The 24993-nt window shown below is 58.2% G+C and carries 23 protein-coding genes; 9 read left to right on the forward strand and 14 right to left on the reverse strand.

The window, feature by feature from the left end; genetic code table 11:
- Positions 1-42 precede the first annotated feature (42 nt).
- The 6 genes from VNL17_16375 to VNL17_16400 form a co-directional block, all read right to left on the reverse strand.
- Positions 43-1524 carry a glycosyltransferase family 39 protein gene (locus VNL17_16375; GenBank protein HXI85657.1) on the reverse strand — a complete coding sequence of 494 codons (1482 nt, stop codon included), beginning with the start codon at positions 1522-1524 and terminating at the stop codon, positions 43-45.
- A gap of 30 nt (positions 1525-1554) precedes the next feature.
- Complete coding sequence (locus tag VNL17_16380) at positions 1555-1851, reverse strand: zinc-ribbon domain-containing protein (GenBank protein HXI85658.1); 297 nt, start codon at positions 1849-1851, stop codon at positions 1555-1557.
- On the reverse strand, positions 1838-3286 hold the full coding sequence (locus VNL17_16385) for a menaquinone biosynthesis decarboxylase (protein HXI85659.1): 1449 nt from the start codon (positions 3284-3286) through the stop codon (positions 1838-1840). The genes VNL17_16380 and VNL17_16385 overlap by 14 nt, the downstream gene beginning before the upstream one ends.
- A 653-nt stretch (positions 3287-3939) precedes the next feature.
- Positions 3940-4599, reverse strand: a complete 660-nt coding sequence (locus VNL17_16390) for a 7-cyano-7-deazaguanine synthase (protein HXI85660.1) — start codon at positions 4597-4599, stop codon at positions 3940-3942.
- On the reverse strand, positions 4596-4877 hold the full coding sequence (locus tag VNL17_16395) for a hypothetical protein (GenBank protein HXI85661.1): 282 nt from the start codon (positions 4875-4877) through the stop codon (positions 4596-4598). The genes VNL17_16390 and VNL17_16395 overlap by 4 nt, the downstream gene beginning before the upstream one ends.
- Complete coding sequence (locus VNL17_16400) at positions 4867-5181, reverse strand: Rieske 2Fe-2S domain-containing protein (protein HXI85662.1); 315 nt, start codon at positions 5179-5181, stop codon at positions 4867-4869. The genes VNL17_16395 and VNL17_16400 overlap by 11 nt, the downstream gene beginning before the upstream one ends.
- A gap of 39 nt (positions 5182-5220) precedes the next feature.
- Here VNL17_16400 and VNL17_16405 point away from each other — a divergent pair, with 39 nt between their 5' ends.
- From VNL17_16405 to VNL17_16420, 4 genes are read left to right on the forward strand one after another with little or no spacing between them, the layout of a single operon-like run.
- Entirely contained in the window at positions 5221-5790 is a 570-nt protein-coding gene (locus VNL17_16405; GenBank protein HXI85663.1) for a DUF4202 domain-containing protein, read from the forward strand.
- A 15-nt stretch (positions 5791-5805) separates the two neighbouring features.
- Positions 5806-6924: an Lrp/AsnC family transcriptional regulator gene (locus VNL17_16410; protein HXI85664.1), complete on the forward strand. Its 1119-nt coding sequence runs from the start codon at positions 5806-5808 to the stop codon at positions 6922-6924.
- A 4-nt stretch (positions 6925-6928) separates the two neighbouring features.
- Positions 6929-7930, forward strand: coding sequence for a hydroxyacid dehydrogenase (locus VNL17_16415; GenBank protein ID HXI85665.1), 1002 nt, complete (start codon positions 6929-6931; stop codon positions 7928-7930).
- 5 nt (positions 7931-7935) lie between these two features.
- Complete coding sequence (locus VNL17_16420; protein HXI85666.1) at positions 7936-8652, forward strand: FAD-binding oxidoreductase; 717 nt, start codon at positions 7936-7938, stop codon at positions 8650-8652.
- A 21-nt stretch (positions 8653-8673) separates the two neighbouring features.
- On the opposite strand, the gene VNL17_16425 is transcribed toward VNL17_16420, so the two are convergent.
- Both VNL17_16425 and hpt read right to left on the reverse strand, forming a co-directional pair.
- Positions 8674-9312, reverse strand: coding sequence for a molybdenum cofactor biosynthesis protein MoaE (locus VNL17_16425; GenBank protein ID HXI85667.1), 639 nt, complete (start codon positions 9310-9312; stop codon positions 8674-8676).
- The gene (gene hpt, locus VNL17_16430; protein ID HXI85668.1) at positions 9309-9863 is read right to left on the reverse strand and encodes a hypoxanthine phosphoribosyltransferase; all 555 of its coding nucleotides are present in this window, start codon (positions 9861-9863) and stop codon (positions 9309-9311) included. Before hpt ends, VNL17_16425 begins: the two co-directional genes overlap by 4 nt.
- 286 nt (positions 9864-10149) lie before the next feature.
- Here hpt and coaE point away from each other — a divergent pair, with 286 nt between their 5' ends.
- Genes coaE through VNL17_16445 form a run of 3 tightly spaced genes read left to right on the forward strand, consistent with a single transcriptional unit; the run spans position 10150 to position 13275 of the window.
- Positions 10150-10776: a dephospho-CoA kinase gene (gene coaE, locus VNL17_16435; GenBank protein ID HXI85669.1), complete on the forward strand. Its 627-nt coding sequence runs from the start codon at positions 10150-10152 to the stop codon at positions 10774-10776.
- Positions 10757-12196, forward strand: coding sequence for a transcription termination factor Rho (gene rho, locus VNL17_16440; GenBank protein ID HXI85670.1), 1440 nt, complete (start codon positions 10757-10759; stop codon positions 12194-12196). The genes coaE and rho overlap by 20 nt, the downstream gene beginning before the upstream one ends.
- A 20-nt stretch (positions 12197-12216) precedes the next feature.
- Positions 12217-13275 (forward strand): DUF362 domain-containing protein, encoded by a 1059-nt coding sequence (locus VNL17_16445; GenBank protein ID HXI85671.1) that lies wholly within the window; start codon positions 12217-12219, stop codon positions 13273-13275.
- Here VNL17_16445 and VNL17_16450 read toward each other — a convergent pair whose 3' ends face one another.
- Positions 13276-14178: a serine protease gene (locus VNL17_16450; protein ID HXI85672.1), complete on the reverse strand. Its 903-nt coding sequence runs from the start codon at positions 14176-14178 to the stop codon at positions 13276-13278.
- Position 14179: 1 nt separating this feature from the next.
- Complete coding sequence (locus tag VNL17_16455) at positions 14180-16300, reverse strand: PDZ domain-containing protein (GenBank protein HXI85673.1); 2121 nt, start codon at positions 16298-16300, stop codon at positions 14180-14182.
- Positions 16301-17025: 725 nt separating this feature from the next.
- On the opposite strand from VNL17_16455, the gene VNL17_16460 reads away from it, so the two are divergent.
- Positions 17026-17250, forward strand: coding sequence for a hypothetical protein (locus tag VNL17_16460; GenBank protein HXI85674.1), 225 nt, complete (start codon positions 17026-17028; stop codon positions 17248-17250).
- Between the two features lie 13 nt (positions 17251-17263).
- Here the strand turns inward: VNL17_16460 and VNL17_16465 are convergent, their stop codons facing one another.
- A complete protein-coding gene (locus VNL17_16465; GenBank protein HXI85675.1) occupies positions 17264-18886 on the reverse strand; it encodes a sigma-70 family RNA polymerase sigma factor in 1623 nt (540 codons plus the stop codon).
- Between the two features lie 151 nt (positions 18887-19037).
- On the opposite strand from VNL17_16465, the gene rdgC reads away from it, so the two are divergent.
- Positions 19038-20141 carry a recombination-associated protein RdgC gene (gene rdgC / locus VNL17_16470; protein ID HXI85676.1) on the forward strand — a complete coding sequence of 368 codons (1104 nt, stop codon included), beginning with the start codon at positions 19038-19040 and terminating at the stop codon, positions 20139-20141.
- Positions 20142-20232: 91 nt separating this feature from the next.
- Here the strand turns inward: rdgC and VNL17_16475 are convergent, their stop codons facing one another.
- The 3 genes from VNL17_16475 to pulA form a co-directional block, all read right to left on the reverse strand.
- Entirely contained in the window at positions 20233-20787 is a 555-nt protein-coding gene (locus VNL17_16475) for a hypothetical protein (protein HXI85677.1), read from the reverse strand.
- Positions 20788-20874: 87 nt separating this feature from the next.
- Complete coding sequence (locus VNL17_16480; GenBank protein HXI85678.1) at positions 20875-21942, reverse strand: RNA polymerase subunit sigma-24; 1068 nt, start codon at positions 21940-21942, stop codon at positions 20875-20877.
- 9 nt (positions 21943-21951) lie between these two features.
- Positions 21952-24960: a type I pullulanase gene (gene pulA / locus VNL17_16485; protein ID HXI85679.1), complete on the reverse strand. Its 3009-nt coding sequence runs from the start codon at positions 24958-24960 to the stop codon at positions 21952-21954.
- Positions 24961-24993 lie beyond the last annotated feature (33 nt).

The raw sequence follows: 24993 nt of genomic DNA on the forward strand, positions 1-24993 counted from the left end.
GGTCGCCTACCGCAAGCAAGACTTCTGACGGGTGCAGCGCATTTATTCGATTACAGGCGCCAGTTCGGATCCTTGTCGTTCATATAGGCCAATGAAGAGGGTCGGTGAATTATGAAGCACCTGCACAAAATGGTGGTGGACATCCATCCAATCGCGGACTTTTTCGTCGAAGCCCTGATTCTTGAAATCCGGGTAAAGAACGAGCCAGATTCGTCGAAGATCCGGGCGGTTTTGCGGCAATTGTCCATCCCCAATCACTGCAAATAGATGCGACAGCTTTTCAGGCTGTCTCACCACACCTTGGATGGTTTGATTGGCCAGGTAATATTGGAACGGCCGATAGCTGAATTGCGAGGAATGGACGATGACGTCGCCAGCGCGCAAGTTCCTTGCAATTTCATGCGTGCCTTCGCGAAGATCGGATTTTACCCACGGATTATCCGAAAAATAGTAGTTCTTCAACGCGAAAAGATTTGCTGAAACCAGCGCCACTGCTACGAGCGCCCCTGTCAGGTGCTCGATTCTGTTTCCGGTACGTGCGAGGGAGCATCCTACCAGCAAAGCCAGGGCGGGCGTCGTGTAAACCAATGTTCGCGGCAGAAAGAGATTCTGTCGCAGCGACAACCCCAGCAACAAAATAATCGGCAGGGCGAACCACAGTGTCAGAAGACAACCTGTTTCACGATTTTCGCGCCGCCGGCAGAGTATCACGACGACCGTGCCCAATACCGCAATCGTCACAAGAACAGAAAATGCACGAGACCGTACATCTCCCAAATATGCTCCGCTGAAAAGTGAAATGAAGCCCAAAACCTGGCGCAATTCCAACGGTTGAATCCACGAACGTCCCGTGACCCTGGTCGTCTGCCAGAATAACAGCGGCAGGCAAGGAGCGAAAAGCAGCACCACGCCAGATTGCGACAGCAACCAGCGCCAAAGCGTTTTGCGGTCCTTTCGATAATAGACGGCGACGAACACGCCCTGCGCTAAAACTGCAAATATCGATGTGTATTGCACGTAGAGAGCCAGTGCCGTGCAGAGAACAAATGCCACCCATGAAATTCCACGCCCCTCTCGTAGCGCTTTGAGCAAGAAGAGAAACGAAAGACAGATCAACAGGGTTTGCACACTGTACATCCGTATCTCCTGTGAGTACCAGACGTGCAACGGCGATAGACCTAAAAGACCGGCACTCAGCAGCCCCGCGCCTCGTCCCGCCAGCCAGCCACCCAGGAAATACACCACGGCCACCGTCGCCACCGCTGCGAGCACCGACAACATTCGTGCTCCTGTCTCACCCGTGACGACGAATTGCCAGACGTGCAGGGTCAGATAATACAGTGCGCTATGCACATCGTCGCGCGCCGCAGCGATGATCTTCGCTGGCGCCGCCTGGGCGACGAGCAGCGAGTTGGCTTCATCGAACCACACCACGCGCTGCCCGAGATGAAACAGGCGAAGCCCCAACGCAGCTGCCAGCACGAGGATCAGCAAGACGCCAGCTCGTTTACCATCGATATTCAAATTTTGGTGAAACTCCCTGTGCAATGGGGCCTACGGGACCGCACACCATCGTCGCACTACAAACAGCCATAGTAACGCTCCCAGAATCAGCAGCCCGACTGCCCACCAAAACCACGGCCTCTTCGTCCGACGTGGCGCACTCCCATCCACCTCATGGCGCTTCCAATCGCCGTAGTCGAATTCGTCCGGATCGTCGATGTCGGTCCCATCATAGATCGTATTATGGGACCAGCCCGTTTTCTCATCCGCCCCGCATTCGGGACAAGCTAAAGCGTTACCAGGGACGTCGGCGCCGCAAACCGGGCAGATGAAGTCATCGCGTGGCATGGCGCAGCAGCTCATCGACGCGCTTCTTCACCGCCTCATCCATTTTGATGAGGGGCGGCCACGGACGCGTGTTGGCCTCGCCTTTGATCTTGTGTGTGGCATCAATGCCGATTTTGCTGCCGAATCCCATGATCGGCGTGGCATGATCGAGCACGTCGGCCGGACCTTTGGTGAGGATGATGTCGCGATCGGGATCAATGTTGGCGGTGAGTCGGAAGAGCACTTCACTGGTGTTGTGGACGTCCACATCTTCGTCCACGACCACGACCATCTTGGTGAACATCATTTGCCCCATGCCCCACAGCCCGTGCATCACCTTCATGGCGTGATATGGGAATTGCTTCTTGATCGAGACCACGACGAGATTATGGAACACGCCTTCGGCGGGTAGCGCCATGTCCACTATCTCGTTAAAGGTCATCTGGAATATCGGCAGGAAGATACGGACGCTCGCCGTGCCCATGTAGAAATCTTCCATTGGCGGCACACCGACAATCGTGCTCGGATAAACCGCGTCGCGCCGATGAGTGATGCGTTCGATGTGAAACTTTGGGTAGGGCTCGGGCAGCGTGTAATAGCCCGTGTGATCACCGAACGGACCTTCGAGATCTAGTTTCTCTTCGGGATCCACGTATCCTTCCAGCACAACATCGCAGTCCGCGGGCACTTCCAGATCGTTCGTCCCGCACTTGACCATCTCCACCGATTTTTTGCGCAGATACCCCGCCAACATCATCTCATCGATGCCATCCGGCAGTGGCGCCGTCGCCGCAAAGGCATATACCGGATCGCCACCGAGCGCCACAGCCACTCGCATGCGTTTCTTCAATTCCTTGTAGCGCCGCCAATGACGCGCACCGGTCTTGTGCAGTTGCCAGTGCATGAAGGTCGTGCGCCCATCAATCACCTGCATCCGATAGCAACCCACATTGCGCGCCCCCGTGTCCGGATCGCGCGTGACGACCAGCGGCAGACAGATGAATCGCCCCGCATCCTGTGGCCAACACTTCTGAATCGGCAACGCAGCGAGGTCAGGCTCTGACTGGACAACTTCCTGACACGGCCCCGACTTTACGCTTTTCGGTTTCGCATGACGCAGCTCAAAAGCGGTGCCGAGGAGCGCAATGGCCTCCTTGAATGAAGTCGGTGGCTTCGCCTTGAGCAATCCCCCCAGTTCCTGCGCGATGTCGTCGACCCTTTCGACTCCCAGCGCTAGCGCCATACGTTTCGTCGAACCGTACGCATTGATCAACAGCGGAAACTGCGCGCCCTTACACTTCTCGAAAAGAAGCGCCTTCCCGCCCTGGGGCAACTTCATCTCGCGGTCGGCGATCTCGGTGATTTCCAGCACTGGATCGACTTCGACAGAAAGCCGCTTCAGTTCCCCAGCCGCAGCCAACTTCTGAACGAAATCATGCAAAGAGTCGTAGGCCATGCCCTAGATTGATAGCACGAGTACGTAAACAACGGAAACCTGAAATCGGCAAACGAACTCCGTCGTTTCGAAGCCGAGTCCGACGAGACGCGACCATGTAGTGCCTAGGTCGCAACCCGAAGGTCGGCGCACACGGGATCGGATGTCGTCGATCACGCGCCGTATCCTGATCCCGCCGTAGGGACGCGCTGCCGCGCGTTCGTTGGATGTGTCATCATCAACTCCGGCACCGTATCAACCCCGGCCGGTTTTTGATGCCCGCCGCGATAACCCCTTGTAAAGCCGCATGTTAGCAGGGGGGTTCGTTTCGTAATTTGCATGTTTTTTGTGCTTTCCCTCGTCCACGTCAGGTCCGTCAAAATGGGCTCATGCCCCTTCTGGCTCCCGACTTCTGGATTCCGAATTCTATCCTCATCCCTCATCTTTTTTACTTCTACCCTTTCCGCCGCACCGTGTCCAGTAAAATTATCGTTTAACGATATACAACCGGGGTCCGCTCCCAGGTGTCATAGCCAGGCCCTGTCGGGGCGACTCGCAAATCCTCCGAGAACCTCCCTTGAACACTACTAAGTAGACGAACTCCGTACGATCGGCTACTTGCGCAGAGCTCGTGGTGCCGTCCGAACTCTTCCCGTCGAAACTTCTGCACACCTTCAATAAGCTGTTGCATACCGCGTCAAATCCTCCACGCCAGCTTTGCAAAATGCGTGTTGCCGCTCCGCGCACTTGTTGCAGCGACCACAGTGCATTCCGCGACGCGGGGCGATGCAGGAAAAACTCAGGTTGAGTGGAAGCGATTTGCCACGGCGGACGACCTGTTCTTTGGGGAGCGCGCGAAACGGGGCGATGATTTTGACACGAGAATTGAGTGCCTTACTGGCAACAGTTGCGAATTCACGGAAAAACCTTGGCGTGGCATCCGGAAATGGGTTGTGGCCGAGGGAGCCGACGGCAATCGAATCGATCTTGTTGAGTGCGCAGAAGACAGCGGCTTTGGACAGCAGTAATAAGTTGCGCCCGGGCAGATACACGGCCTCGTCCGGTGTGCGGGCATTGGGCACCCTGCGACCGGTTGTGCTCCAGTGCGCGCCGTAGAGGTCACGGACAGGCAAGTCGAGAACCGTCAAGGATTGAACGCGCGGGATTTTGGCGCTACGAAGAAACTTCCTCAGGTGCTGCAACTCCGCCGTCTCCCACACGAGTCCATAACGAATGAAGACGGGATAAACTTTGCGGTATCGTTGCGACAACTCAGCGAGCATCACACAACTGTCGAGGCCACCGCTGACGAGGACGCAGACGGCCGGTTTCACTTCCCCTGCCGGGCCGCTTCCTTTTCGGCGTCAAGTTTGCGGCGCAACTTCTGGACTTGCGCGCGCAAGGTTTCTTCGAGTTTCTGCGCGCCTTCCAGGTCGCCCGCCGCGCGCGCCGCAGCGATCTTCGGGTTCAGCGAAAGCTCTTCCTCGGCGATCTTCGCGGAATAGACCCGATCTAGTTCCGCGAGTTTGGCCTTCTGCTGCTGCGTGAGTTTCTTGCCGGGCGCCCCCCCCATCCGCTCCATCGCCAGTTCGTATGCCGATTTAATTGCCATCGAGCTTCACCTTCACATCGTTACCTTCGATCACACAGTCAAACTTTTCCACCTTCGCTGTTGGGATAACCGGCGATTGCCCGGTGCACACGTCAAACCGCCACCCGTGCCATGGACAGGTCACGACCGAACCGTCCAGCGTCCCCTCGCCCAAGGGTCCGCCGCGGTGCGGACAGACGTTGTCGGTCGCACAGAATTTCCCGCCCACATTGTAAAGAGCCAGTTCGCGCTCGCCCGCCGCCACGGTCTTGCATTCGCCCGGCTGCAGGTCACCGACCTCGGCCACTTTGATCAAATCACTCATTTGTTTGTTTTCCCCTCCTGAACCTTCTATTCTTGTTGCATGAATCCGGGTCGCTTTCAAGACGCGATTACCCGCATCGATGCCGCCAACGCCCAGGATCCGCGCGGCATCGAACTCCCCTACGCCCAGCGCCTCAGCGCCTGGGTCGAGCGCCTCGCGCCCAACGCTTCCGAGGAACTCCGCCTGGCAGCGCGCGCGCAACATATCTGCCGTTGGATGACTCCGCGCGAATCGTATCCGACAGGGCGCATCGGGTACTTGAAGTGGCGGGAGGATCTGAAACAATTCCACGCCAAAAAAGCCAGTGAGATTCTGCGTCAACTCGGCTATGAGGAAGCGGCCGTGGCGCGCGTCCAGGACCTGATTCGCAAACGCAACTTCCCGCGCGACCCGGAAGGCCGGGTGCTCGAAGACGCATTGTGCCTGGTGTTTTTGGAGACGCAGTTCGCCGACACCACGGCCAAAACTGGTGACGAGAAGATGGTCGGCATCCTGCAAAAGACGTGGCGAAAAATGACACCGCAAGCACGTGAGATCGCGCTGACCCTCCCGATGAACACCGGGCAGCGCGCGCTCGTCGAGAAAGCGCTGGCAGGGTTCACCAGTTAGAGTAAAATGAAGCATATGGTTGCAGCTTCCGTTTCCGTCAGCACCAACGATCCGATCAATGCCAAAATTCTCGTAGTTTCCGAGGATCGGCTGCAAGGCTTCCAGCGCGATCCGCTGGGCGAAATCGCCCGCCAATCCGGCGTCACACTGTCCGTGGTCATTGAGCGCGTCCAAGCGATGTTGCGCGCGGGTACGATTCGGCGGGTGCGGCAAACCTTGCTGGCGACGAATCTTGCCCAAGGTGCGCTCGTGGCGTGGCAAGTGCCGGTCGATAAACTCGAGACGGCCTTCGAGTACATGTTCCAGCACGACCCGTTCAGCGGGCACGTCGTTATCCGCACGACTGACACGGTCACTGCCGGATCAAAATACCGGCTTTGGACCACGGTGAAGGTGCCGCAAGGATTTTCGATGACGAAACACTGCGAGTTCTTGCGCCAACAGACGGGCGCCGAGAAGTTTCTGTTGTTGCCAGCGAAAAAACTCTTTGCGCTGGGCGTCGGTCACGTGCGGCGTCGTGGACTTGAGCCCGGCAGCCGCGCCGAAGTGCCCGCGGAGGTCACGGACGTGTCGGTCGCGACGCTCGACGACCAAGAGTGGCGGGTCCTCATGGCGCTGAAACGTGAATTCACGCCGGAAGAACTGGTCTCCGACATCTGGGCGGCCCGAGCCAGGGAGGCAACGGTGCCACTGGACACATTTTTGGAAGTCGCGGAAAACCTGAATCGACGGAAGATCATCGGTCGCTTCTCGACATTTTTGGAACACGTAAAGCCGATCGCAAACGGCGAGGCGGTGACACGATACAACGCCCTGTTTCACTGGGCCGTGCCGCCCGGTCGTGAAATCGAGGCGGGCCGTGAAGTGGGCCGGCACCACATCATGACCCACGCCTACTGGCGCGAAGGGGGCTCCGAGTTTCACCACGTCAACGTCATGGGCGTCGCTCATGGCACGGACAAGACAGTGCTCCTCGCCCACAAAACCGCCATTGACGAACACCTCAAGGAGGCGGGCATTCCGGTCTCGTACACCAATGTCTTCTGGGGCGGCCGCAGCGAAATCAAACCGAGCGAGATTTCCCCGTTCGCATATCGCGAATGGTGCCGGAGATCTGGGCTTGATCTCGGATGATAGAATGAAAATCGCGCTTCTCGAACTTCATGATTGGGAAGAGAACTATCTACGCAAGCGCGTGGATCACGCGCACGACCTGGTGGCGTTCCGCGAGGTGCTGGAGGATAAACAGCTTGCGTCTATCGCCGATGCGGAGATCATCTCGCCGTTCATTTATTCGAAGCTGACGGCGGAGCGCCTGGCGAAATTGTCAAAGTTGAAGATGGTCGCCACGCGATCCACCGGATTCGATCATATCGACGTGGCGGAGTGCGCCAAGCGCGGAATCACCTTGTGCAATGTACCGTTTTACGGCGAGAACACGGTGGCCGAGCACACGTTCGCCCTGATCCTGGCGCTTTCCAGGAAGGTCCATGAGGCCTTTGTCAGGGTGCGTGCGGGGAACTTTTCACTGGATGGACTGCGCGGGTTCGATCTCAAGGGAAAAACCATCGGCGTTGTCGGCGCAGGACGCATTGGGTTGCATGTGATTCGCATCGCGCGCGGGTTTGGGATGAAAGTACTGGCCTTCGATGTGAAGCGGGACAGTTTTTGGGCCGAAGTACTGGGGTTTGAGTACGCCGAGTTGAACGAAGTGCTGGCCCATTCCGACATCATCACCCTGCACGCGCCATACAACCGTCACACGCACCATCTGATCAACCGCGATAACATCCACCAGATCAAACGGGGCGCCATCCTGATCAATACGGCCCGTGGCGGGTTGGTGAATACAGACGCGCTGTTGCAGGCGCTCGACGAAGGCATCCTCGCCGGCGCGGGCCTGGATGTGCTGGAGGGCGAAGAGTCGATCTATGAAGAGAGCGCACTGCTGGGCGACGCCGTAAATCCCGAAAAGTTGCGCAGTGCGATCCAAAACCATGTGGTCCTGAAAAAACCAAATGTGGTTTTCACGCCGCACAACGCGTTCAACAGCCAGGAAGCGTTGGAGCGGATTCTCGACACGACGGCCGAGAACATTGCCGCGTTTGTTGCGGGAGCACCGAAGAATGTCGTACGGTAACGGCCATGGCGATCCAGTTGATCGACATGCCTGTCACAAAAGTCGTTCAGGAAACACCGGACACGCGGACTTTCCGGCTGGAACCTCCACCGAGTTTTGATCCCGAGTGGAAACCCGGCCAGTTCATCACCGTCAATTTGCCGGATGATCCCAAAACGCGGCGCGCTTATTCCCTCTCGAGTTCCCCCCTCGACGGTCCATTTTTGGAGATCACGATCAAACACATGGGCGGCTTCGGCGCGCACGTCTATGAGGTGGCGAAGGAAGGCACGGTGTTGCAAGTGATCGCCCCGCGGGGAAAGTTCGTGCTGCCGGCAAACCCGGAAATTCCGGCGATGCTGATTTCAGGCGGCAGCGGCGTCACACCCTATCGGAGCATGATGCGTTACCTGATCCAGCGGAAACTGCCAACGCATGTCATGAATCTCTACAGCGTACGCATCCCCGCTGACATCATTTTCAGGGATGAATTCGAAGCGCTTTGCCGCGTCAACCCGAATTTCCAATTCCTCGTCACTTGCACACGCGTGCCACCCGAGGACACATCGTGGACCGGGCTGCGCGGCCGCGTGAACCCGGAGATGATCCAGAAATTCTCTCCTGATGCCGACCGGACGGTTTACTATTCCTGTGGCTCGCACGATTTCATTGCCGGCACAACAAAGTTGCTCTACGACATGGGTCTGCCAAAGGAGCGCGTCATTTTCGAAGATTGGGGCTGAGCAGTGACTGGAGAATGGCCGCTACAGCACGGCCTTTTTCCAGATCGGCACTTTCTGCTTTAACTCATCGATGATGAACTGTGCCGCAGCAAACGCCTCGCCTCGATGTGCCGCCTCTACCCGGACCAGCAGCGACGGCTCGCCAACAGCGATGATCCCGAGACGATGGATCACCCGGATTCGTTTCAGTTTCCACTTTTGGTGGGTCCGTGCGAGCAATTCGCGGAACTGGTGCTCGGCCATCTCGCGGTAGGCAGTGTACTCCAGCGCGCGAATCGGTTTCCTGTCCTCGATATGGCGCACGACTCCCCAGAACGTCACTACTCCACCCACCTCGCCGCCGAACGAACCCAGCTCCGCCTCCCCCTCGCTGATCGATTCGTTGGTGAGAAGCAGTTCGTCCGCAGGCGGCTCACCTCCCCCTTGTAATGGCGGCATCAAGGACAATACATCACCATCGTGGAGCTGGTTTGGTCGCATGGCGAATTCCACGCCTACGGCGATGAGCATTGTCTTTTCCGCTTCTTTGAGCTCAGGGAACTTTCCATGAAGTTGCGCCAGGGCGTCAGCCACTGTGGAACCGTCGGGCAAATTGAGGGTCAACTCACTTTGACCGGTCAATTGGCGGAGGAAACTGAAAAACTGAACGGTGATCTTCACAGCTTCGCCGCAATAGCCTCGGGACGCAATGTGCCAACATATGGCAAGTTCCGGTAACGCTCACGGTAATCAAGACCATAGCCGACGACAAACTTGTTGGGGATGTGAAAACCGACGTAGTCGGCTTGGAAGTTCTCTCGGTGCAGAATGTCCTTCTCGAGGAAGGTGCAGAACTTCACGCTCCGAGGCTGCAGCTTTTGGAGCATCGCGCGGATATTCACGAGAGTGAGGCCCGTGTCGAGGATGTCATCCACCACGAGCACGTCACGGTCACGTACATCAAGCTTCAATGCTTTGGTCAGAATCAACTCGCCCGTCGACCGCGTCTCGCCATGGTAACTGGATACGCCAATGTAATCGAGCCGCAATTGCATGGGGAGCCGGCGAAGCAGGTCGGCGATAAACATCACGCTGCCCGTAAGGATTGCCACCAACGTGAGGTCTTTCTCCGTATAATCCCGCTGAATTTCCATCGCCAGGTTATCGAGCCGATGTTGAATCTGCTCTTCTGTCAGGAGAATCTCCTCCAAATCCTGGCGCATTGGGTGCATGTGCTGGATAATCTATCGCAACTGACTGCGATGGGAAAGAAAAAGCACGCCTCGGAATCGCGGTTACCAAAGATGCCGATCACCTTCCCCGCACATCCAACTGCCTCGACCGCGGCCGGAATTATCTGCGAAAAAGTGTATCTGCGCACTTGACGCAGCCCATCGATGGGGTTATTTTCAACGCGTCGGCATAAAGTTGCCCAGGCTCCTTGTAGTGTAACTACCCCGAATCACTGGCACTCAATCGGTTCACCATCTCCATGAATTCGGCAGCAAAAACCTGGTTATGAAACAACTGATCAAGGTCGGGCTTACGGGTGGTATCGCCACGGGAAAATCGATGACCCTCCATTACTGGCAACAGGCGGGGGCGGTGGGCATCGACGCCGACGCGTTGGCGCATCAGGCCTTGATGCCCAGGACGCCAACGTGGGAAAAAGTCGTGCGTACATTTGGACTGAAGATTTTGAACAAGAATAGCACAGTCAATCGTCCAAAACTGGGCAAGATTGTGTTTGCTGACGAACGGAAGCGCGACGCGCTGAACCGCATCATCCACCCGGCGGTGGAAAAAATGTGGACGAAGAACGTCGAGAAGCTGGAGCGCGAGGGTACGGGCGGAATTGCTGTTGTTGCGATTCCGTTGCTGTACGAAGTCGCGGCGGAAGCACAATTTGACTGCGTCGTCGCGGTCGGGTGCAGCGAGCCGACACAACTTGCGCGCCTGGCACGAAAGGGTTTAGGCAAAGCAGAGGCTCGCGCGCGCATTCGCGCGCAGTGGCCGTTGCAAATGAAAATGGATCGGGCTGATTTTGTAATCTGGAACGACGGCCGGTTGGTGGTGTTGTACCAACAGGCTGACACGATTTGGGCCAATATCAAGGAGACTTACCATGCCCCGAGCAAAAACTAGCCCCGAAAAAATCGGGGCAAGCAAGAGTGACGAACCAAAAGTGACGACCGGCACCGCAATCGAGACGGAAGCGAAGCTCGATGACGCCCAGAAGAGCGGGGGTGTCGCGCTGGCCACAGCCGAGAAGGAAGAGGTGACCCCCACGCGCAATGAGTTGCCACCCGGCGAGACTCTGAATCTCGCCGACCTTCAGGCCATGAGTATGCCGCGCCTGCAAAAAATGGCGCGCGATGGCGGTGTGGAGACGGTCGCCGTCCTCAAGAAGTACGAGATTATTTTCGAGATCCTCAAGAAGAATGCCGAGCGCAATGGGGCGATGTTCGGCGAGGGCGTCCTGGAGATTCTGCCCGACGGTTTCGGCTTCCTTCGCTCACCGGCATACAACTACCTCCCCTGTCCCGAAGACATCTACGTTTCGCCTTCGCAGATTCGGCGTTTCGAACTGCAGACAGGCGACCTCGTCGCGGGCCAGGTGCGTCCCCCGAAGGACAAGGAGCGTTTCTTTGCGTTGTTGAAAGTTGAGGCGGTCAATCGGGACAATCCCGACAAGGCCAAAGAGAAGATTATGTTCGATAATCTCACGCCCTACTTCCCCACCAGCCGGTTCATCCTCGAAACCAAGTCCGAGGAGATCAACTCTCGCGTCATGGATCTTTTCACGCCGATTGGCAAAGGCCAGCGCGGCCTCATTGTCGCGCCGCCGCGCACGGGTAAGACGATTCTCTTGCAGAAAATCGCCAATTCCATCATCACCAACAACCCCGAAGCCATCCTCATCGTGCTACTGATCGATGAACGCCCTGAGGAAGTGACCGACTTCAAACGCACCGTCAACGCAGAGATCATCAGTTCGACATTCGACGAGGCGCCGGAACGCCACGCACAGGTCGCTGAGATGGTGCTCGAAAAAGCCAAACGTCTGGTCGAACACAAGAAGGATGTCGTCATCCTGCTCGACTCGATCACGCGTCTTGCGCGCGCCTACAATACGTTGCAACCACACTCGGGAAAAATTCTCTCGGGCGGTGTGGACGCCAACGCGCTGCACAAGCCGAAGCGTTTCTTCGGCGCGGCCCGCAACGTCGAGGAAGGCGGCTCGCTCACGATCATCGCCACTGCGCTGGTGGAAACCGGCTCGCGCATGGATGAAGTCATCTTTGAAGAGTTCAAGGGCACGGGCAACATGGAATTGTGTCTCGACCGTCATCTTGTCGAAAAGCGCATCTTCCCCGCGATCAACGTCGAGCGAAGCGGCACGCGCAAGGAAGAGTTGCTCTATCATCCCGACGAACTGGATCGTATTTACATCCTGCGTAAAGCGCTCGCGGGAGTACCGCCCATCGAGGCGATGGAACTGGTCACCGAGAAGCTCAAGAAGACGCGTTCCAACGCCGAGTTCCTGCTCGCGATGAAGTTTTGAGTGCGCGGCGGCATCTGCCCATGCGCCACCGACCTCTCATCCGTCATCTGGTAGCGCCGATGTTAAGTTGTCTCCTTTTCGGTCGCGTCCACGCGGAAGGAACCAATTCGACGCCCCCCTCCGTCGCCGCCAAGAGCCGTGTCGTACTCGTGCGCGATCCGAGCGCAATGGATAGCTTCACCGCGGACGCGGCCAAGGTCCGCGCAATGGTCGCCGCAGGCATCGTTACGCTTACGGGCGAAAAGAACGAGGCGGCAGCATGGCGGCATTTCGCTTCCGGTAACGATGTCGTCGGCATCAAGATTAATACCGAGCCGGGCCCGTTGCAATCGACACGGCGTGCTGTCGTCGAAGCGATCGCCCAAGGGCTACGCGCTGCGGGTGTGGCCGCCACCAACATTTATGTGTTTGATCGCGACCCGAACCGAATGCGCGCGGCGGGTTACTTGAGAACAGGCACGACCAACAAAATGCAGGAGGTGTCCATCATCGATGGCACCGGTTGGGAGCCGATTGCCTATTTCCAGGACAATCTTGCCGGCAAACTTATCTGGGGTGACCTGCTTTTCGGCAAGGATAGTGAGCAGGACCTCAGCAAGCGCTCGCACCTGCCGAAGCTCGTGACTGAGACGATCACCAGGCTCATCAACGTCCCCGTGCTTCAAAACCACGACGTGTGCGGCCTGGCCGGCTGTCTCTACAATCTCTCCCTCGGCATGGTGGACAACACCCGCCGCTTCGAAACGGTGGGCCAACACGGCGACCCAATGATCGCGGAGATCTGCAACATGCCCCCTTTGCGCGAGAAACTTGTCCTGAATGTCGTGGATGGATTGATCGCCGGTTACGCCGGCGGCCTGGGATTCAAGCCGCGGTATTCGTGGCATTATGGCGGCCTCTATTTCAGCGTCGACCCGGTCGCGATCGATTCTCTCTGCACCGATGTCCTCGAAGCCAAATGCCGTGAAGCCAAGGTTCCGCCGATCCGCCCGCTCGCCACTCACATCGCCACAGCCACCCGCCTCGGCCTTGGGCAATCCGATCCAGCAAGGATCGATCTGTCCGAAGTGAAGCCCTGACTACTTTGACTTGATTGATGGAGGCGGCGCCTTTTCTTCCGTCGCCGGCTTTTCCTCGGGCGCCGGGCTCTTGGCCTCCAACGCCTGCTTGGCGCCATCCACGATGTCGGAAGCCGGCAGAATAATTGGCATCATCCCAAATACGTTCAGGTTGCTAAACATGAAGCCACTCGATTGGTCGGTCTGCGTTTTGGCGCTGCGCAAAAATAGAATGCCAACGAGTCTGCCATCGAGTGAGAACACCGGCGAGCCGAGCGCGTAACCCCACATGGATTGACCCAGCACATAGAAAGTTCGGGGCTTGTCGACGATGGCCTCAATGCGCCCGATCGAAATCGCGGGTACGCGGTTCGCCACCTGGTTCAGGCGATTCACGGTGATCACTTCGTCCAGGATTTGCGCCTTCGCGTCATGACTGAGGTCAACAAACGGCAGCGGTTTCGCCGGCTTGTCGGACGGACGCAGGTACGCCAAATCGAGGTCCTTGTCACGCAAGACGACCTCCGCCGGAATTTCCGTGCCGTCCGTGAGCACAATCTTCACATCGCTCAACTCGCTTTCAAACTTGAACTGGGACATATCGGCCCCGCGCGCGGCCATCGCCCGGGTGTACGTGTCTTTCATGGCGCTGCTCGGATCGGTGGTCGCCAGCGAGACGACCGTCAAACCCGAAGGATCAATCACCGTGCCGGTGGTCTCGGTTTTTGAGTCCGACTTCTGATCGCGACCGCCCATCGAGATGCTCTGTTTGATCGCCAATTTCACAGTGACCACGGCCTGCTGGTATTTCGCCAGGATCTCACGACCGGATTTCGCGGCGTCGTCCGCCCGCGCGGGAAGCGCCGTCAATCCGCCAAACACCGCGAGCGCCATGGACAAAACCAACGTGAAATATTTCTTCATCCTAGTGATTTCCTTTCGCGATCTCTTTGTGTCCGTCCCAGTTTGGTTCCAATTCCAAAAAAACCGTGTGAATCCCGCGCTCGACCCGCAGCACGATGCTCTTCGGCTTCTCCGCCGCCACGCGTTTCATTTTCCCCTTCAATGACGTCACGTCCGTCACCGTCTCGCCATCGACCGCCGTGATGATGTCCCCGTTGTTCAGCCGGCCAATCGCCGCCCAACCCCCGTCCTTGACCTCCGTGACCATCGCGCCCGGCCGTCCTTCCGCCCAATCCTCATGCACCTTGTCGAAAAATGTCATGTCCCGCACCGTAAACTCAAAATCCTCATCGCGATACTTCTTCATCTCGCGCTCGAGTTTCGGCGAGTGCACCAACTCCACCGGCACGCTCAGCTTGTCCGCGTCGCGCATCACCGTCAACGTCGCCGTTGTGCCGATCTTGTACTGCCGCACCATCGTGTTCAGGATCTCTTCGTCGCCGGGTTGCGAAGCGGCAATGGTTTCGCCGTCGAGCGCCAGGATCAAATCGCCAACCTTCAATCCCGCCTTCTCCGCCGCGCTGTTCGTGTAAACCTGCGTCACCCGCACGCCGTTCAACCCCGGACTGCCCAGTTGCTCCGCCAAATCCCGCGTGATCGCCTGCGCCGCGACCGGCAGCCAGGCCTTCTGCGCCTCGAGCCCGGGATCTTCAATCTCTTTCAGGCCAACCTTCGGCACCGTCAACAACTGCTCCGGCCCGCGCAAAAACCCCAGACGCGTCGGCACCGGCTTGGTCTTGCCCGCGGTGATCTTCTCGGTCATTTCCATCATCTCCGCCACGTTGTGCACGGGCGCGCCGTTGATCTCCACCAGCACATCGCTTCCGTTGATCTGCGGCTTCGCATCATTGCACGCACCGCCGGGGCGCACCGACGTCACGATCACCCCGTCACGGCTCTTCAGCTTCATCTCGCGTGCCGCCAACGCCGAAATATCCCGCACGGTGATGCCCCACTGCTTCAATTCAAAAGTCTTCGGCTGACTCGGCTCGCGCTCCGTCGTCCGCGCCTTCAATGTCTTCTCCTTGCCGTCGCGCATCACCACCGCCTCGATCTCCTGCCCAATCGGCAAATCCGCCACCATCTGGTTCAATAGCGGCACCTCCTCCGCGTACCGCACCAGCACATCCTTCCCCGCCAACCGCACCAGCACATCACCCGACTCGAAGCCCGCTTTCGCCGCCGGCGAATCCACCACCACGCTGCCGATCAACACGCCCCGATCATCCTTGTCCTCTTTCAGCAACGGCTGGATTTCCACGCCCAGCCAACTGCGGCTCACGTGCCCTTTCTCCATCAACTGCCGCGCAACCGACTGCGCCAGCTTGCCGGGGATTGCCCCGCTCAACCCGAAACTGATTTCATTGATCCCGACCACCTGCCCTTTCAGGTTCACCAGCGGCCCGCCCGAGTTGCCGGGATAAATGTCCGCGTCATGCCCGATCCAGCGCACCAGCGAACCCACATCCTCCCCGTCCAGCGTAAATCGCGATGAAGCAAACGCCTGCGGCATCACCATCTTCACGTTGCTCACGATCCCCAGCGTCACCGACTGCGACATCGCCAGCGGACTGCCCATCGCCAGCACCGACTCGCCCACCTGCAGCAAATCCGAATTCCCAAACTCCACCGGCGTGAATTCCCGATTGTCGTCCGGCTTCAGTTTCACCACTGAAATGTCCGCCAGCGCGTCCGTCCCCACCAACTCCGCCGGCACTTCCTCGTTGCTCGGCAGGATCACCACGATCCGCGTCGCATGCCCCGCCACGTGATGGTTCGTAATCACATGGCCTTCCTTCGTGATGATCACCCCGCTCCCGCTCGCTTCATACTTCAACTCCCGCCCCTGGTAATACTGCGTCGCCACCACCTGGATCCGCACCAGCGACGGCTTCACCCGCGCCACCGCCTCATCAATCGCCCGCCGCTGCGGATCCGCCGCATCCGCCGCAAATGTTCTGGCTGCATAGATGGTGAAGAGCGAAACGACTGCGACAACTACGAAGGACCGCCGGAGTTGAAAAATCATCCGCCCACTATGCCAGAAGTGTTTCAAGGCGTAAAGAAAGGTAAGCCGCTTCATATTCTGACCGAAGTCCTCTTCGGTTGTAGCTGCGCTTCTGTAAAGCGCAGACTTGTCCAAAGCAATATCCACATTCCTGTCCCGCTGTAACCGCGCTTGCTAAGCGCAGGCATGTCACCCTGAGCTTGTCGAAGGGTCTCCCCGCGAACCACAGAGACCACACAAAACCACGAATCCGTCTCGGTACGCTCATCGCAGACCTCAAAGTCTCTTCGTTTTGCCTTCATTTTCCCCAACAGCCCCCCTTAAAACACCCCTAAAATTGGGTTCGTTTTCCAGAACGAACCCAATTGCAAATGCCTCTGCAAACTCCATAACTAACTCTAATTCAGATATATACACGAAAATATACACGCTTTTAAATTGGGTTCGTTTCGCAGAATCGAGGTGCGCGGGCAGCCCAAGCCGAGTCTGACGAGACGCCGCACGCAGTAGTCCCGCGGCAAATGGCGTCGCGTCGTGCCGACGCCCGGAAGGGTGCAGCTCAGGGGACTGAGCGGAGCCAACCGAGCACAGCGAGTACCACGCCCCCTCGTCCGCCGTCTTGTCCGCCATAGGTTTACCGTCGGCGGAAGCCCTTCGCGAAGGTGGACACCTTTTTGCATGCCCCGATCATACCGCCTCCAAAGCACCCCGTCCAGTAAAATTATCAATTTACGATATACAGGTAGAAACTACTCTGCGGGCCAAATCCCTTCCCGGTCGAAACGGGTGCCGATCACTTGATGATTCACCCCAAACCGGGGCGCAACTTTCTTGGCAATGAACTCGCGCGCGCCCTCGATCTCGCGCCAGCCAGCCTCCTCGCCTGCCAAAAGGTCCTGGCCTCCTCCCTGCTCGCCGAAGCCAAAACTGAACCAGAAAAGCAAATCCAGGAAATCGCATCCAAAGACGACTACTCCGCCGAGTTCGAATACGCCCCGGCTGCGGCCTTCACCCGCGGCAACTAAAGATCAGCGCCGATCACTTCGAAGTGGAATTGCGAAGCATCAGCTTGTCGAACGCGGCCCGTTGTTCGGGCGTGGTGAGGTAGGGCTCCAACTGGGACGTATCTCTTGACCATTCTCCGTTATGGGCAGCCCGATACGCTTCCCACACTGGCATCATGGTTTCTTTGATCTCCGAATAGAGGAATTCCGTGCTGCCGATACCGCCGTCCGGTCCGATCCCGAAACGCGTGTCGAATACATCATCGACCGGCGCCTTCTGCGTGATGATCGTATCTCCCCCCATGATTAGATTGGGTACTGTCTTTGCCGGGGCGATTTCCCATCGTTGCAAGATGGCATCATCCACCGGCGTTTCAAAGTAAGATTGCAATTGACCGAGGTCCGTCGGGACTTGCTTGTTGTTCGCTTGCATGTACCCGGTAAGCGCCTTCCGCAACATCGTCGCAACCTTCCCCTCACCAGCGGCGCGGATCGCGCTCAATGCGCGGCGATAGTCTACGTCCGTATTGAGTTCTCCCTTGGCGGCGTTTAGCCAATCCTGTTCGGTCACGAGCTGAAGCTCGGGAATCTTTGCGTCCGGCGTTTTCTCCATCCGCTCCTTGAGCCAGGCAACACGGTCCAGCCAGGCCTGTGCCGTCACTTGCATTGTTCCCTTATTCGTGTTCGCAGCGCTGGCGGCCTCCTTCTGCGCCAGGTCCTCGCGCAGTTTGGCTAGTTCGGCGGAATCATTCTTCAACGTCGCATTCTCGCCGGTCAGACGGGCCACCCGATTCGACGCGTCCTCCCGCTCGCTCTGCAACTGTTGAATCTGCCCGGTCAGTAGCGCTTGCTGTTCCTGGAGCGTCTGCACCTGGTCGCCCAACGCGGAGGCCCGGTGTGCTTCATAGATTCCGGAGCCAACGCCGGCGGCAATGGCGGCGGCAACGATGGTTTTTTGCAGGAGCGTCATGGTGATGGCCTTGGTAATAGTTGTGGTTGTGATGGCGACTGCGGTGGTTCCAGCTACTGTGGCCGCCGCTGAAATCGTCGCCGCCAATCCGACCGGCGCGGCCTGGACGGCATGGGCCGAGATGACAACCCCTAGTCCGGCTGCCCCGACCACGGCGCCGCGTTTGGAGAATAATTCGCGCAGTCGGTCGAGCGCCCGACCCACACGTTTTTGCGCGGCATCTTCGGAAATCCCCAGCGTGTCTCCGATTTCACGCAGGCTCTTGTTGTCGAAGTAACGCAGCAGTATGGCCGTTCGATCGGATTCATCGAGGGCCTCCATCGCCTCGTCCAGCAAAGGTTCGATGCGCGTCCATTCCGAAGAAGCGGTACTCATGGCAGCCATATCCATCGCGATTTGTTCCCGAGCGTGGCGACGGGATTCGTGGCGCACGATATCGATCGCCGTCCGGTATGCCACGCGATACAACCAGGCCGTCAGGACCGTGTCAGGCTTCAGAGCGCCGGCGTTCCGCGCCAGGTCGGTGAAAACGGATTGCGCCACTTCCTGCGCGAGCTGTGGCGAACGCACCTGCCGCAGGGCCACCGAATACACCAAATTCAGATGACGATTGACCAGCGTCGCAAACGCCTCGTCGGAGCGCCGCTGGGCGTACTGGGACAACAAACTCCGATCATCCGTTCTCATCTTCCATATATATATCGCCACCGGCAGCCGAAATCCGACAAATAACCGGGCACAGCGCTCACGCTGCCAGACAAACCGGCCATGCGGCACGGTTTCTCTTCTCCCCCTCCAGCATGCGTGCTATAAGCAACGCTCCCTTGGGAGAAAATACATGTCATTTGAAAGTGGTTCCGTTGCTACTCGCCTGTTTTATGTCGTCAAAGGGTTGCCGAAAGACGCGGTCACGCGTTTCAACAACCACGTCGCGCCGTCCTTGAAAAGCCTTGGTTCGCAGTCGCAGCAGGGCTGGGTCGGTGGTCGCCATCTCCTTGATACGCCGATCACCGACGAAAATGCCTACTACGGCGGTTACCTCCGCCTCGCCCTCGTGAAAGCCGAGCGTAAAGTCCCCACTTCCCTGCTTCGCGCGGAGTGCATGCTGGAGGAAGTCGCCTACATGCAGGAGGAGGGCAAACCGTTCGTCGACCGCAAAGCCCGCAGCGACATCCGCAAACAGGTCATGAGCCGTCTCCTGCCCACGATGCCGCCGACGCTGAAAGGCATCCCGTTCATCTATGACGACCGCGACCGCATCCTCTACGCCGGTGCGCTCTCGGAAAGCCAACTCGACGTCTTCCTCATCCATTTCAAGGCCACCGTCGGCGTCGACCTCATTCCCATCGCCGCCGGCACCGCGGCCGCGAAACGCCGCAGTATCAATGTCGCTGACTGGAGCAAAACCAGTTTCTCGCCCGAAGTGCCCGACGCCGAAATGGAAGATACGCCCGGTCTCGATTTCCTGACGTGGCTCTGGTTCGCTTCGGAAGCGCGGGGCGGTGTGTTCAACACCAAGCAAGCCGGGGAATTCGGCATCGCCATCGAAGGCCCCCTCCTCTTCACCCGCGCCGGCGACGGTGCCCACGAGATCTCCCTGCGCAAAGGCCTGCCCACCGTCAGCGCCGAGGCCAAGACCGCCCTGCTCAGCGGCAAGAAACTGCGCCGCGCCAAACTCCTCCTCGCCCGCGCCGACGAAAACTGGTCCTGTTCCTTCGACGCCGAGACGTTCGTGTTTCGTGGGTTGAAGTTACCGGAACCCAAGGAGATGCTGGACCCGGCCTCCCGTTTCCAAGAACGCGTCCAAAAAATAGCTGACTTCCGCGATCTCTTCTTCGAACTCTTCGACCTCTTCCTCGACGATCATAGCGATGTCAAAAAGTGGTCATCCACGAAGAAAGAAATCCACCAGTGGAGCGCCGACCGCGCCATGCGACGGTAGTCGCCGCGCTTTACGGCGCGGCTTCGGATTTTTCCGGCGCAGATGGCCGAGTCGATGCGGGTGGCGGAGTCTCTGACGAAGCCGGCGCAGGTTAGTCGGTCGCTTTCAAAATGGAAACTTTTCTCGCAGGATCAAGGATCTCGACGAGCAGGGCGCCCTCCAGTTTGTCCGATAACCCGAGCGCATTCGCAACAGTCGGGGGCGCCACGAATCTCCCGCTCGGTGCCACCAGCGCGATCTTTGTGTCCACGCGTTTGATCTTGAAAACATCGCCGTCGTGGCCCCGGCGAATCACTCCTTTGGTCTCCAGCCAATAGCTGGGCTTCCCGGTGTGCGGCGTGTAGCGGATCTTCACCTCGTGTCCGTCCGCCAGTTCGCCTCCCGTGATGTCGACAAGCGTAAAGGTTTGTTTGGAACCGATCTTGACCCCGGCCAAATCGAGGGCATTGCTCGGGTCCGCCGTGATGAAGTTGTTGGCGATCGTCCGAAACGCGACCAACCTTTCGCCCGGCCCCGCGGGCTCGACCTTGGTTTCAACTGGCTCCACTGGCTCCGCCGGCTCCACCTTGACCGCCGCCCACACTTGACTCGTCGCCAGCAGGGCCATGGCGGTAATTATGACCAGGACAAAATCGGTTCGCTTCATTTTCGGAGCCCTCATCATAGTTATCAGTCCCTGTCTACGTTTACCCGCCATGCAAGTCAAGCCCGGCATGGTAGCCTCGGCGCCTACTCAGTAATCGAGATTCGCGCCGAAATCGGGGATGGCGCCTTGTTTGACGGCGGCAGTCCACTCGCTCAGCCGCGGTTGGTAGCGCCAGAACTTCGCGCAGAGGCCGAAGAATTCCAACACAACTTCCGTTTGGCCTTTCTCGAGCAATTCCTTGGCCAGCGTCATGTTCGGCCCGAAGGAATCGAGTTGCGGCGAGCCGGGCGTTTTGCCGGCCTCGATCAGGAAATGTTTGGCCCGCTCGATATCTCCCGCCTTCAGCGCTAGGCGGCCAAGAATGAGGTTGCCAAAAAAGATGTCGTTACCGCGGTTCCAGTCCTTCTTCTGCAGATTCGCCTCCTGCAGCATCTTTTCGGCATATACCCTCGCTTTATTGGTTTCACCGACATCGAAGGCAGTCTTGGCCAGGTCTTTGAGTAGATAGGATTTGTAAGCTTCCGGAGTTAGGGCGTAGGCGCGTTCGTATTGATTGAACGCGGCAGCAATGGCACGCTTCGCCTCCTCCGGGGTCTTGCTTCTAACTCGGAGGAGATAGAGGTGACCCAGCGCACTGGGCCATTCGGGGTTCTGGGGTTCGAGGGTCGCGCCTTGTTTCAGTAGGTCTTCGGCAACTACGGGATCATGCAACAGGAAGTAGTTGGCCGCATTGCGCAAGACGTGCGGGTCATTGCTGCGTTTGGAAACTTGCTGCTTCCAAAGCGCGGCGCCTTCTTGATAGGCCGGCGGATTGGAGTTGGCGTCGAACTGCACATATGGCATCCCGGCAATTCGTGCTTCCGGGTGGTGTTCGATAATCCAAAGCACTTCTCGTTTGCGAATGCCGTCAAACCACGCGGAGTGTTGCGGTCGGTTGGAATAATACCCAAGTAGCTTCGCGCGAATGGAAAGATCCTCGGGCTTGTGCTTGAGCGTCTCTTCGAGTTGCTGCGCCTCGTCTGCCGAGAGCTTCGCACCCTCCATGACATCTCGGTCTGCATTCGAGTGGTCTGCCGCCATTGCGCTTTTCGGGGATAGAACAATTGTGGCGAGCGCAACCAGAAGAAACCAGCCGATGGAGCGAATGATCTTCATTCTCAAGCATTACCGCTGATACAAAATCATCCCCGACTTGTACCGCACATTAACGGTGCCTTCCACAACACGCTCATCCTTGACCGCGCCACTGGCGTCGAGGGCCACGTGCCACTGACCAGCGGGGAGCGTAAAATCAGAGCTGGTCGCGTCGGCGCTATTCGCAATCACACAGACGTGTTTCCACGTCTCGCCCGGCACGCTACCCGGATCAAGAGTGAACATCACCGTCCCGGGAACATTCGTATCATGGAACCTCAGCCACGCCGCGATCTGTTCCTTGGCGCGGAGCCGAAAAACCGGATGCGCCTTGCGCAACGCAATCAAGTCGCGCGTGTAGGTGAACAGATCGTAGTTCTTTTTCTTCAGCGACCAATCCACCTCATTGATGCTATCGGACGCGTTGTAACTGTTGTCGTTGCCAAATTTCGTGCGGGCAAATTCCTCACCGCCGTGTAGAAACGGCACTCCCTGCGACGTGAGCAGCATCAAATAACCCAACTTCATCATCTCCTTCATCTCGGCCTCGGTAGCGGCAGGCTTTGAGATCTTGAGCTTGTCCCAGATGACCAGGTTGTCGTGGCAACTGAGAAAATTGATGGCCTGCGCGGGCGTGGGCGCCCAGTCGCGCCAGTTCCCCTCGATCCCGTGCTTCACCATCTCAATCCCAGAACCATCCTCGACGAAAGCGCGCTTGTTCTTGTCGAATTGAGAACCAATGAACGCATCGCGGACGTTGTCATTGAACCCGCCGAGGTGTGTACCGCGCACGTTCTCTTTGTCCGTCGATTTCAGCCCGGGCGGCAGGTTCTGGCCTCCCCACGCTTCGCCGTAGAGGACGATGCGCGGGTTGATCGCGCGGAGTTCCCGTTCAACCTCCTTCATTGTGTCGAGGTCGATCAACGACATGATGTCGAATCGGTACCCATCAACACCATATTCCCGCGTCCAGTACTTCAGCGTGTCGAGGATGTATTTGCGGGCCATCGGTGCTTCGCTGCGAAAATCGTTGCCGCAACCCGAACTGTTATAGAGCCGGCCGTCGGCCATGTAGCGGTAGTAATAGCGCGGAACGAGCGCATTGAACGACGTCGAGTTCGCCGTGTGGTTGTAGACCACGTCCAAAATCACGCCGATGCCACGCCCGTGCAGCGCCGCAATGAGTCGTTTCAATTCGCGGATACGGCTGTCGTCGTTGATGCCAGTCGCGTACCAGCCTTCCGGCGTGTTGTAGGCGCTGGTCACATAGCCCCAATTATAGTTCGTGCCCGCCTCGTCGTTCTCGAAATCCTGCACCGGCAGCAGCTGTACGTGCGTCACTCCCAATTCCGTGAGACTGTCCAACCCCGTCTTGATCGCCGCGTCCCCCGGCAGATGCGTGCCCGCCTCAGTGAAACCGAGATACTTCCCCTTGTGTTTCACGCCCGAAGTCTCTGCGATGGTGAAATCGCGCACGTGCATCTCATACACCACCATGTCCACCGGCGAATCGAACGCCGGTCCCGCTTTCGCTTTCTCCCACCCCGGCGGATTCGTCTTCGACAGATCCGTGATCCGCGCGCGCTGGCTGCTGTTGACGGCATTGATCGCATAAATGTCGAGCACCTCCCGACCCGGCGTAAAACCGTCGCCCTCGGGGTTGTAGAGATAGAACTTCCCCTCAAGATCGCCCGCCACCTTCCCCTCCCAGATGCCTTTGCCCATCGCGTGCATCACGTGGGACGCGCGGCCCTTGTCGCCCGTCGCCTGATCGTAAATCACCACCTGCATCGCGCGCGCTGTCGGCGCAAAAACGCGAAACGTCGTGGCCTCATGTGTGTACGTCGCCCCGAGCACGGCCGCGCCGTCATAAAACAGATTTGTGTCCGCCAGAATGGCTCGCGGCAGCGCGCGAACGCTCCCGCCGAAACCCTCCACCTTCACCTCGTAAGCGCGTCGCACAACATCCAGCGGCGCGCTGATGGTCAACTCGACGTCGTTCGCCGTCGGCTTCCCGTCGTGAGAAAGTAGGCGCGTCGCTGCGGAAGCTTGTTTTTCCTTCTGATCGTCGGTGATGGTGATCTTGTCCGGCGTCACGTCGCTCTGGCTCACCCGCCGTGACATCCCTATGACGATCCGATCTGGCGCGTCGATCGATGCGCTGACCAGCCGTGGACTGATATCCGGCCGCTGTGCCCACGCGCGGTTCTCGCCGCCGACGAGGTAAATGTCCCCGCCCATCCCCGGATTCCAGAATTTGTCGTCGCCATCCTTGCGGTTCCAATCACCGGCCATGCGCGCAAGCACGCCGATTTTATCTGAGTCGCCTTTCTCGCCGTAATCGCCGCGGTCGAATTGCAGGACCGGCCCATAATCGTCGCGACCCACTTCGAAAATCTCGTTCTGGTCGGGCGTCCGCTTATCGTGCGCGTCCCACGTCCAGACGCCCACGTTGTCATAATCTTCGTCGTACCGATGATAATGGACCGTGATGAGGTTCTCGCGTTTCGAAAGTTTCCGTTCCTTCCACACCGACGGGTCGGACAACCAAAGCGCCACCGAATCACCAAGATAAATAACTTTGCGTTCCTTCCACACCGAGGGATCGCCCAACGCCTCCCGCATGTTCCACTTCTCGCTCACGAACAAATCGCCGTAGCTCGGGTAGCAGGACTCCAACTCGTCCCGGTTGATCGTCAGCCAGAGTTCGTACTCACCATCCCGCAGGGTCTGCGTCGCTTCCATGGCCTCGATGTTTACCATCGCATATCCACTTGCCGGCACCACCGCCTGACCGCGCGCCACAATCCGCCCGTCACGCTTCAGCCCCGCGAATATCTTCCGCCCCACATTACCCGGCGGCGGCGGCGTGACTACGACGGTCGTCACCACCCCGCCCTGCGGCTGCGGCGGCGGCAAATACTTCGCCGCATTCTCTGCGCAAAGGCGCGCACCGAATGCGAATACATTCCCAAACACCAGCGCTACAAAAATCGCTTTACTACAACCGTACCTCAGTACTGGATGGTTTCTGAACATGGGATTCCATCATCCGAATAAACCGCTGGTTCT

This window comes from Verrucomicrobiia bacterium, assembly GCA_035577545.1.
In the GTDB taxonomy this organism is placed as follows: domain Bacteria; phylum Verrucomicrobiota; class Verrucomicrobiia; order Palsa-1439; family Palsa-1439; genus Palsa-1439.

What these genes read in the sequence shown, in the direction of transcription:
- coaE (HXI85669.1), top strand. Translation starts at nt 10,150, where the DNA reads ATGAAACAACTGATCAAGGTCGGGCTTACGGGTGGTATCGCCACGGGA.
- VNL17_16405 (HXI85663.1), top strand. Translation starts at nt 5,221, where the DNA reads ATGAATCCGGGTCGCTTTCAAGACGCGATTACCCGCATCGATGCCGCC.
- VNL17_16480 (HXI85678.1), bottom strand. Translation starts at nt 21,942, where the DNA reads ATGAAGATCATTCGCTCCATCGGCTGGTTTCTTCTGGTTGCGCTCGCC.
- VNL17_16460 (HXI85674.1), top strand. Translation starts at nt 17,026, where the DNA reads ATGATTCACCCCAAACCGGGGCGCAACTTTCTTGGCAATGAACTCGCG.
- hpt (HXI85668.1), bottom strand. Translation starts at nt 9,863, where the DNA reads ATGCACCCAATGCGCCAGGATTTGGAGGAGATTCTCCTGACAGAAGAG.
- VNL17_16455 (HXI85673.1), bottom strand. Translation starts at nt 16,300, where the DNA reads ATGAAGCGGCTTACCTTTCTTTACGCCTTGAAACACTTCTGGCATAGT.
- rdgC (HXI85676.1), top strand. Translation starts at nt 19,038, where the DNA reads ATGTCATTTGAAAGTGGTTCCGTTGCTACTCGCCTGTTTTATGTCGTC.
- VNL17_16465 (HXI85675.1), bottom strand. Translation starts at nt 18,886, where the DNA reads ATGAGAACGGATGATCGGAGTTTGTTGTCCCAGTACGCCCAGCGGCGC.
- VNL17_16415 (HXI85665.1), top strand. Translation starts at nt 6,929, where the DNA reads ATGAAAATCGCGCTTCTCGAACTTCATGATTGGGAAGAGAACTATCTA.
- VNL17_16450 (HXI85672.1), bottom strand. Translation starts at nt 14,178, where the DNA reads ATGAAGAAATATTTCACGTTGGTTTTGTCCATGGCGCTCGCGGTGTTT.
- rho (HXI85670.1), top strand. Translation starts at nt 10,757, where the DNA reads ATGCCCCGAGCAAAAACTAGCCCCGAAAAAATCGGGGCAAGCAAGAGT.
- VNL17_16400 (HXI85662.1), bottom strand. Translation starts at nt 5,181, where the DNA reads ATGAGTGATTTGATCAAAGTGGCCGAGGTCGGTGACCTGCAGCCGGGC.
- pulA (HXI85679.1), bottom strand. Translation starts at nt 24,960, where the DNA reads ATGTTCAGAAACCATCCAGTACTGAGGTACGGTTGTAGTAAAGCGATT.
- VNL17_16395 (HXI85661.1), bottom strand. Translation starts at nt 4,877, where the DNA reads ATGGCAATTAAATCGGCATACGAACTGGCGATGGAGCGGATGGGGGGG.
- VNL17_16445 (HXI85671.1), top strand. Translation starts at nt 12,217, where the DNA reads ATGCGCCACCGACCTCTCATCCGTCATCTGGTAGCGCCGATGTTAAGT.
- VNL17_16475 (HXI85677.1), bottom strand. Translation starts at nt 20,787, where the DNA reads ATGAAGCGAACCGATTTTGTCCTGGTCATAATTACCGCCATGGCCCTG.
- VNL17_16380 (HXI85658.1), bottom strand. Translation starts at nt 1,851, where the DNA reads ATGCCACGCGATGACTTCATCTGCCCGGTTTGCGGCGCCGACGTCCCT.
- VNL17_16420 (HXI85666.1), top strand. Translation starts at nt 7,936, where the DNA reads ATGGCGATCCAGTTGATCGACATGCCTGTCACAAAAGTCGTTCAGGAA.
- VNL17_16410 (HXI85664.1), top strand. Translation starts at nt 5,806, where the DNA reads ATGGTTGCAGCTTCCGTTTCCGTCAGCACCAACGATCCGATCAATGCC.
- VNL17_16385 (HXI85659.1), bottom strand. Translation starts at nt 3,286, where the DNA reads ATGGCCTACGACTCTTTGCATGATTTCGTTCAGAAGTTGGCTGCGGCT.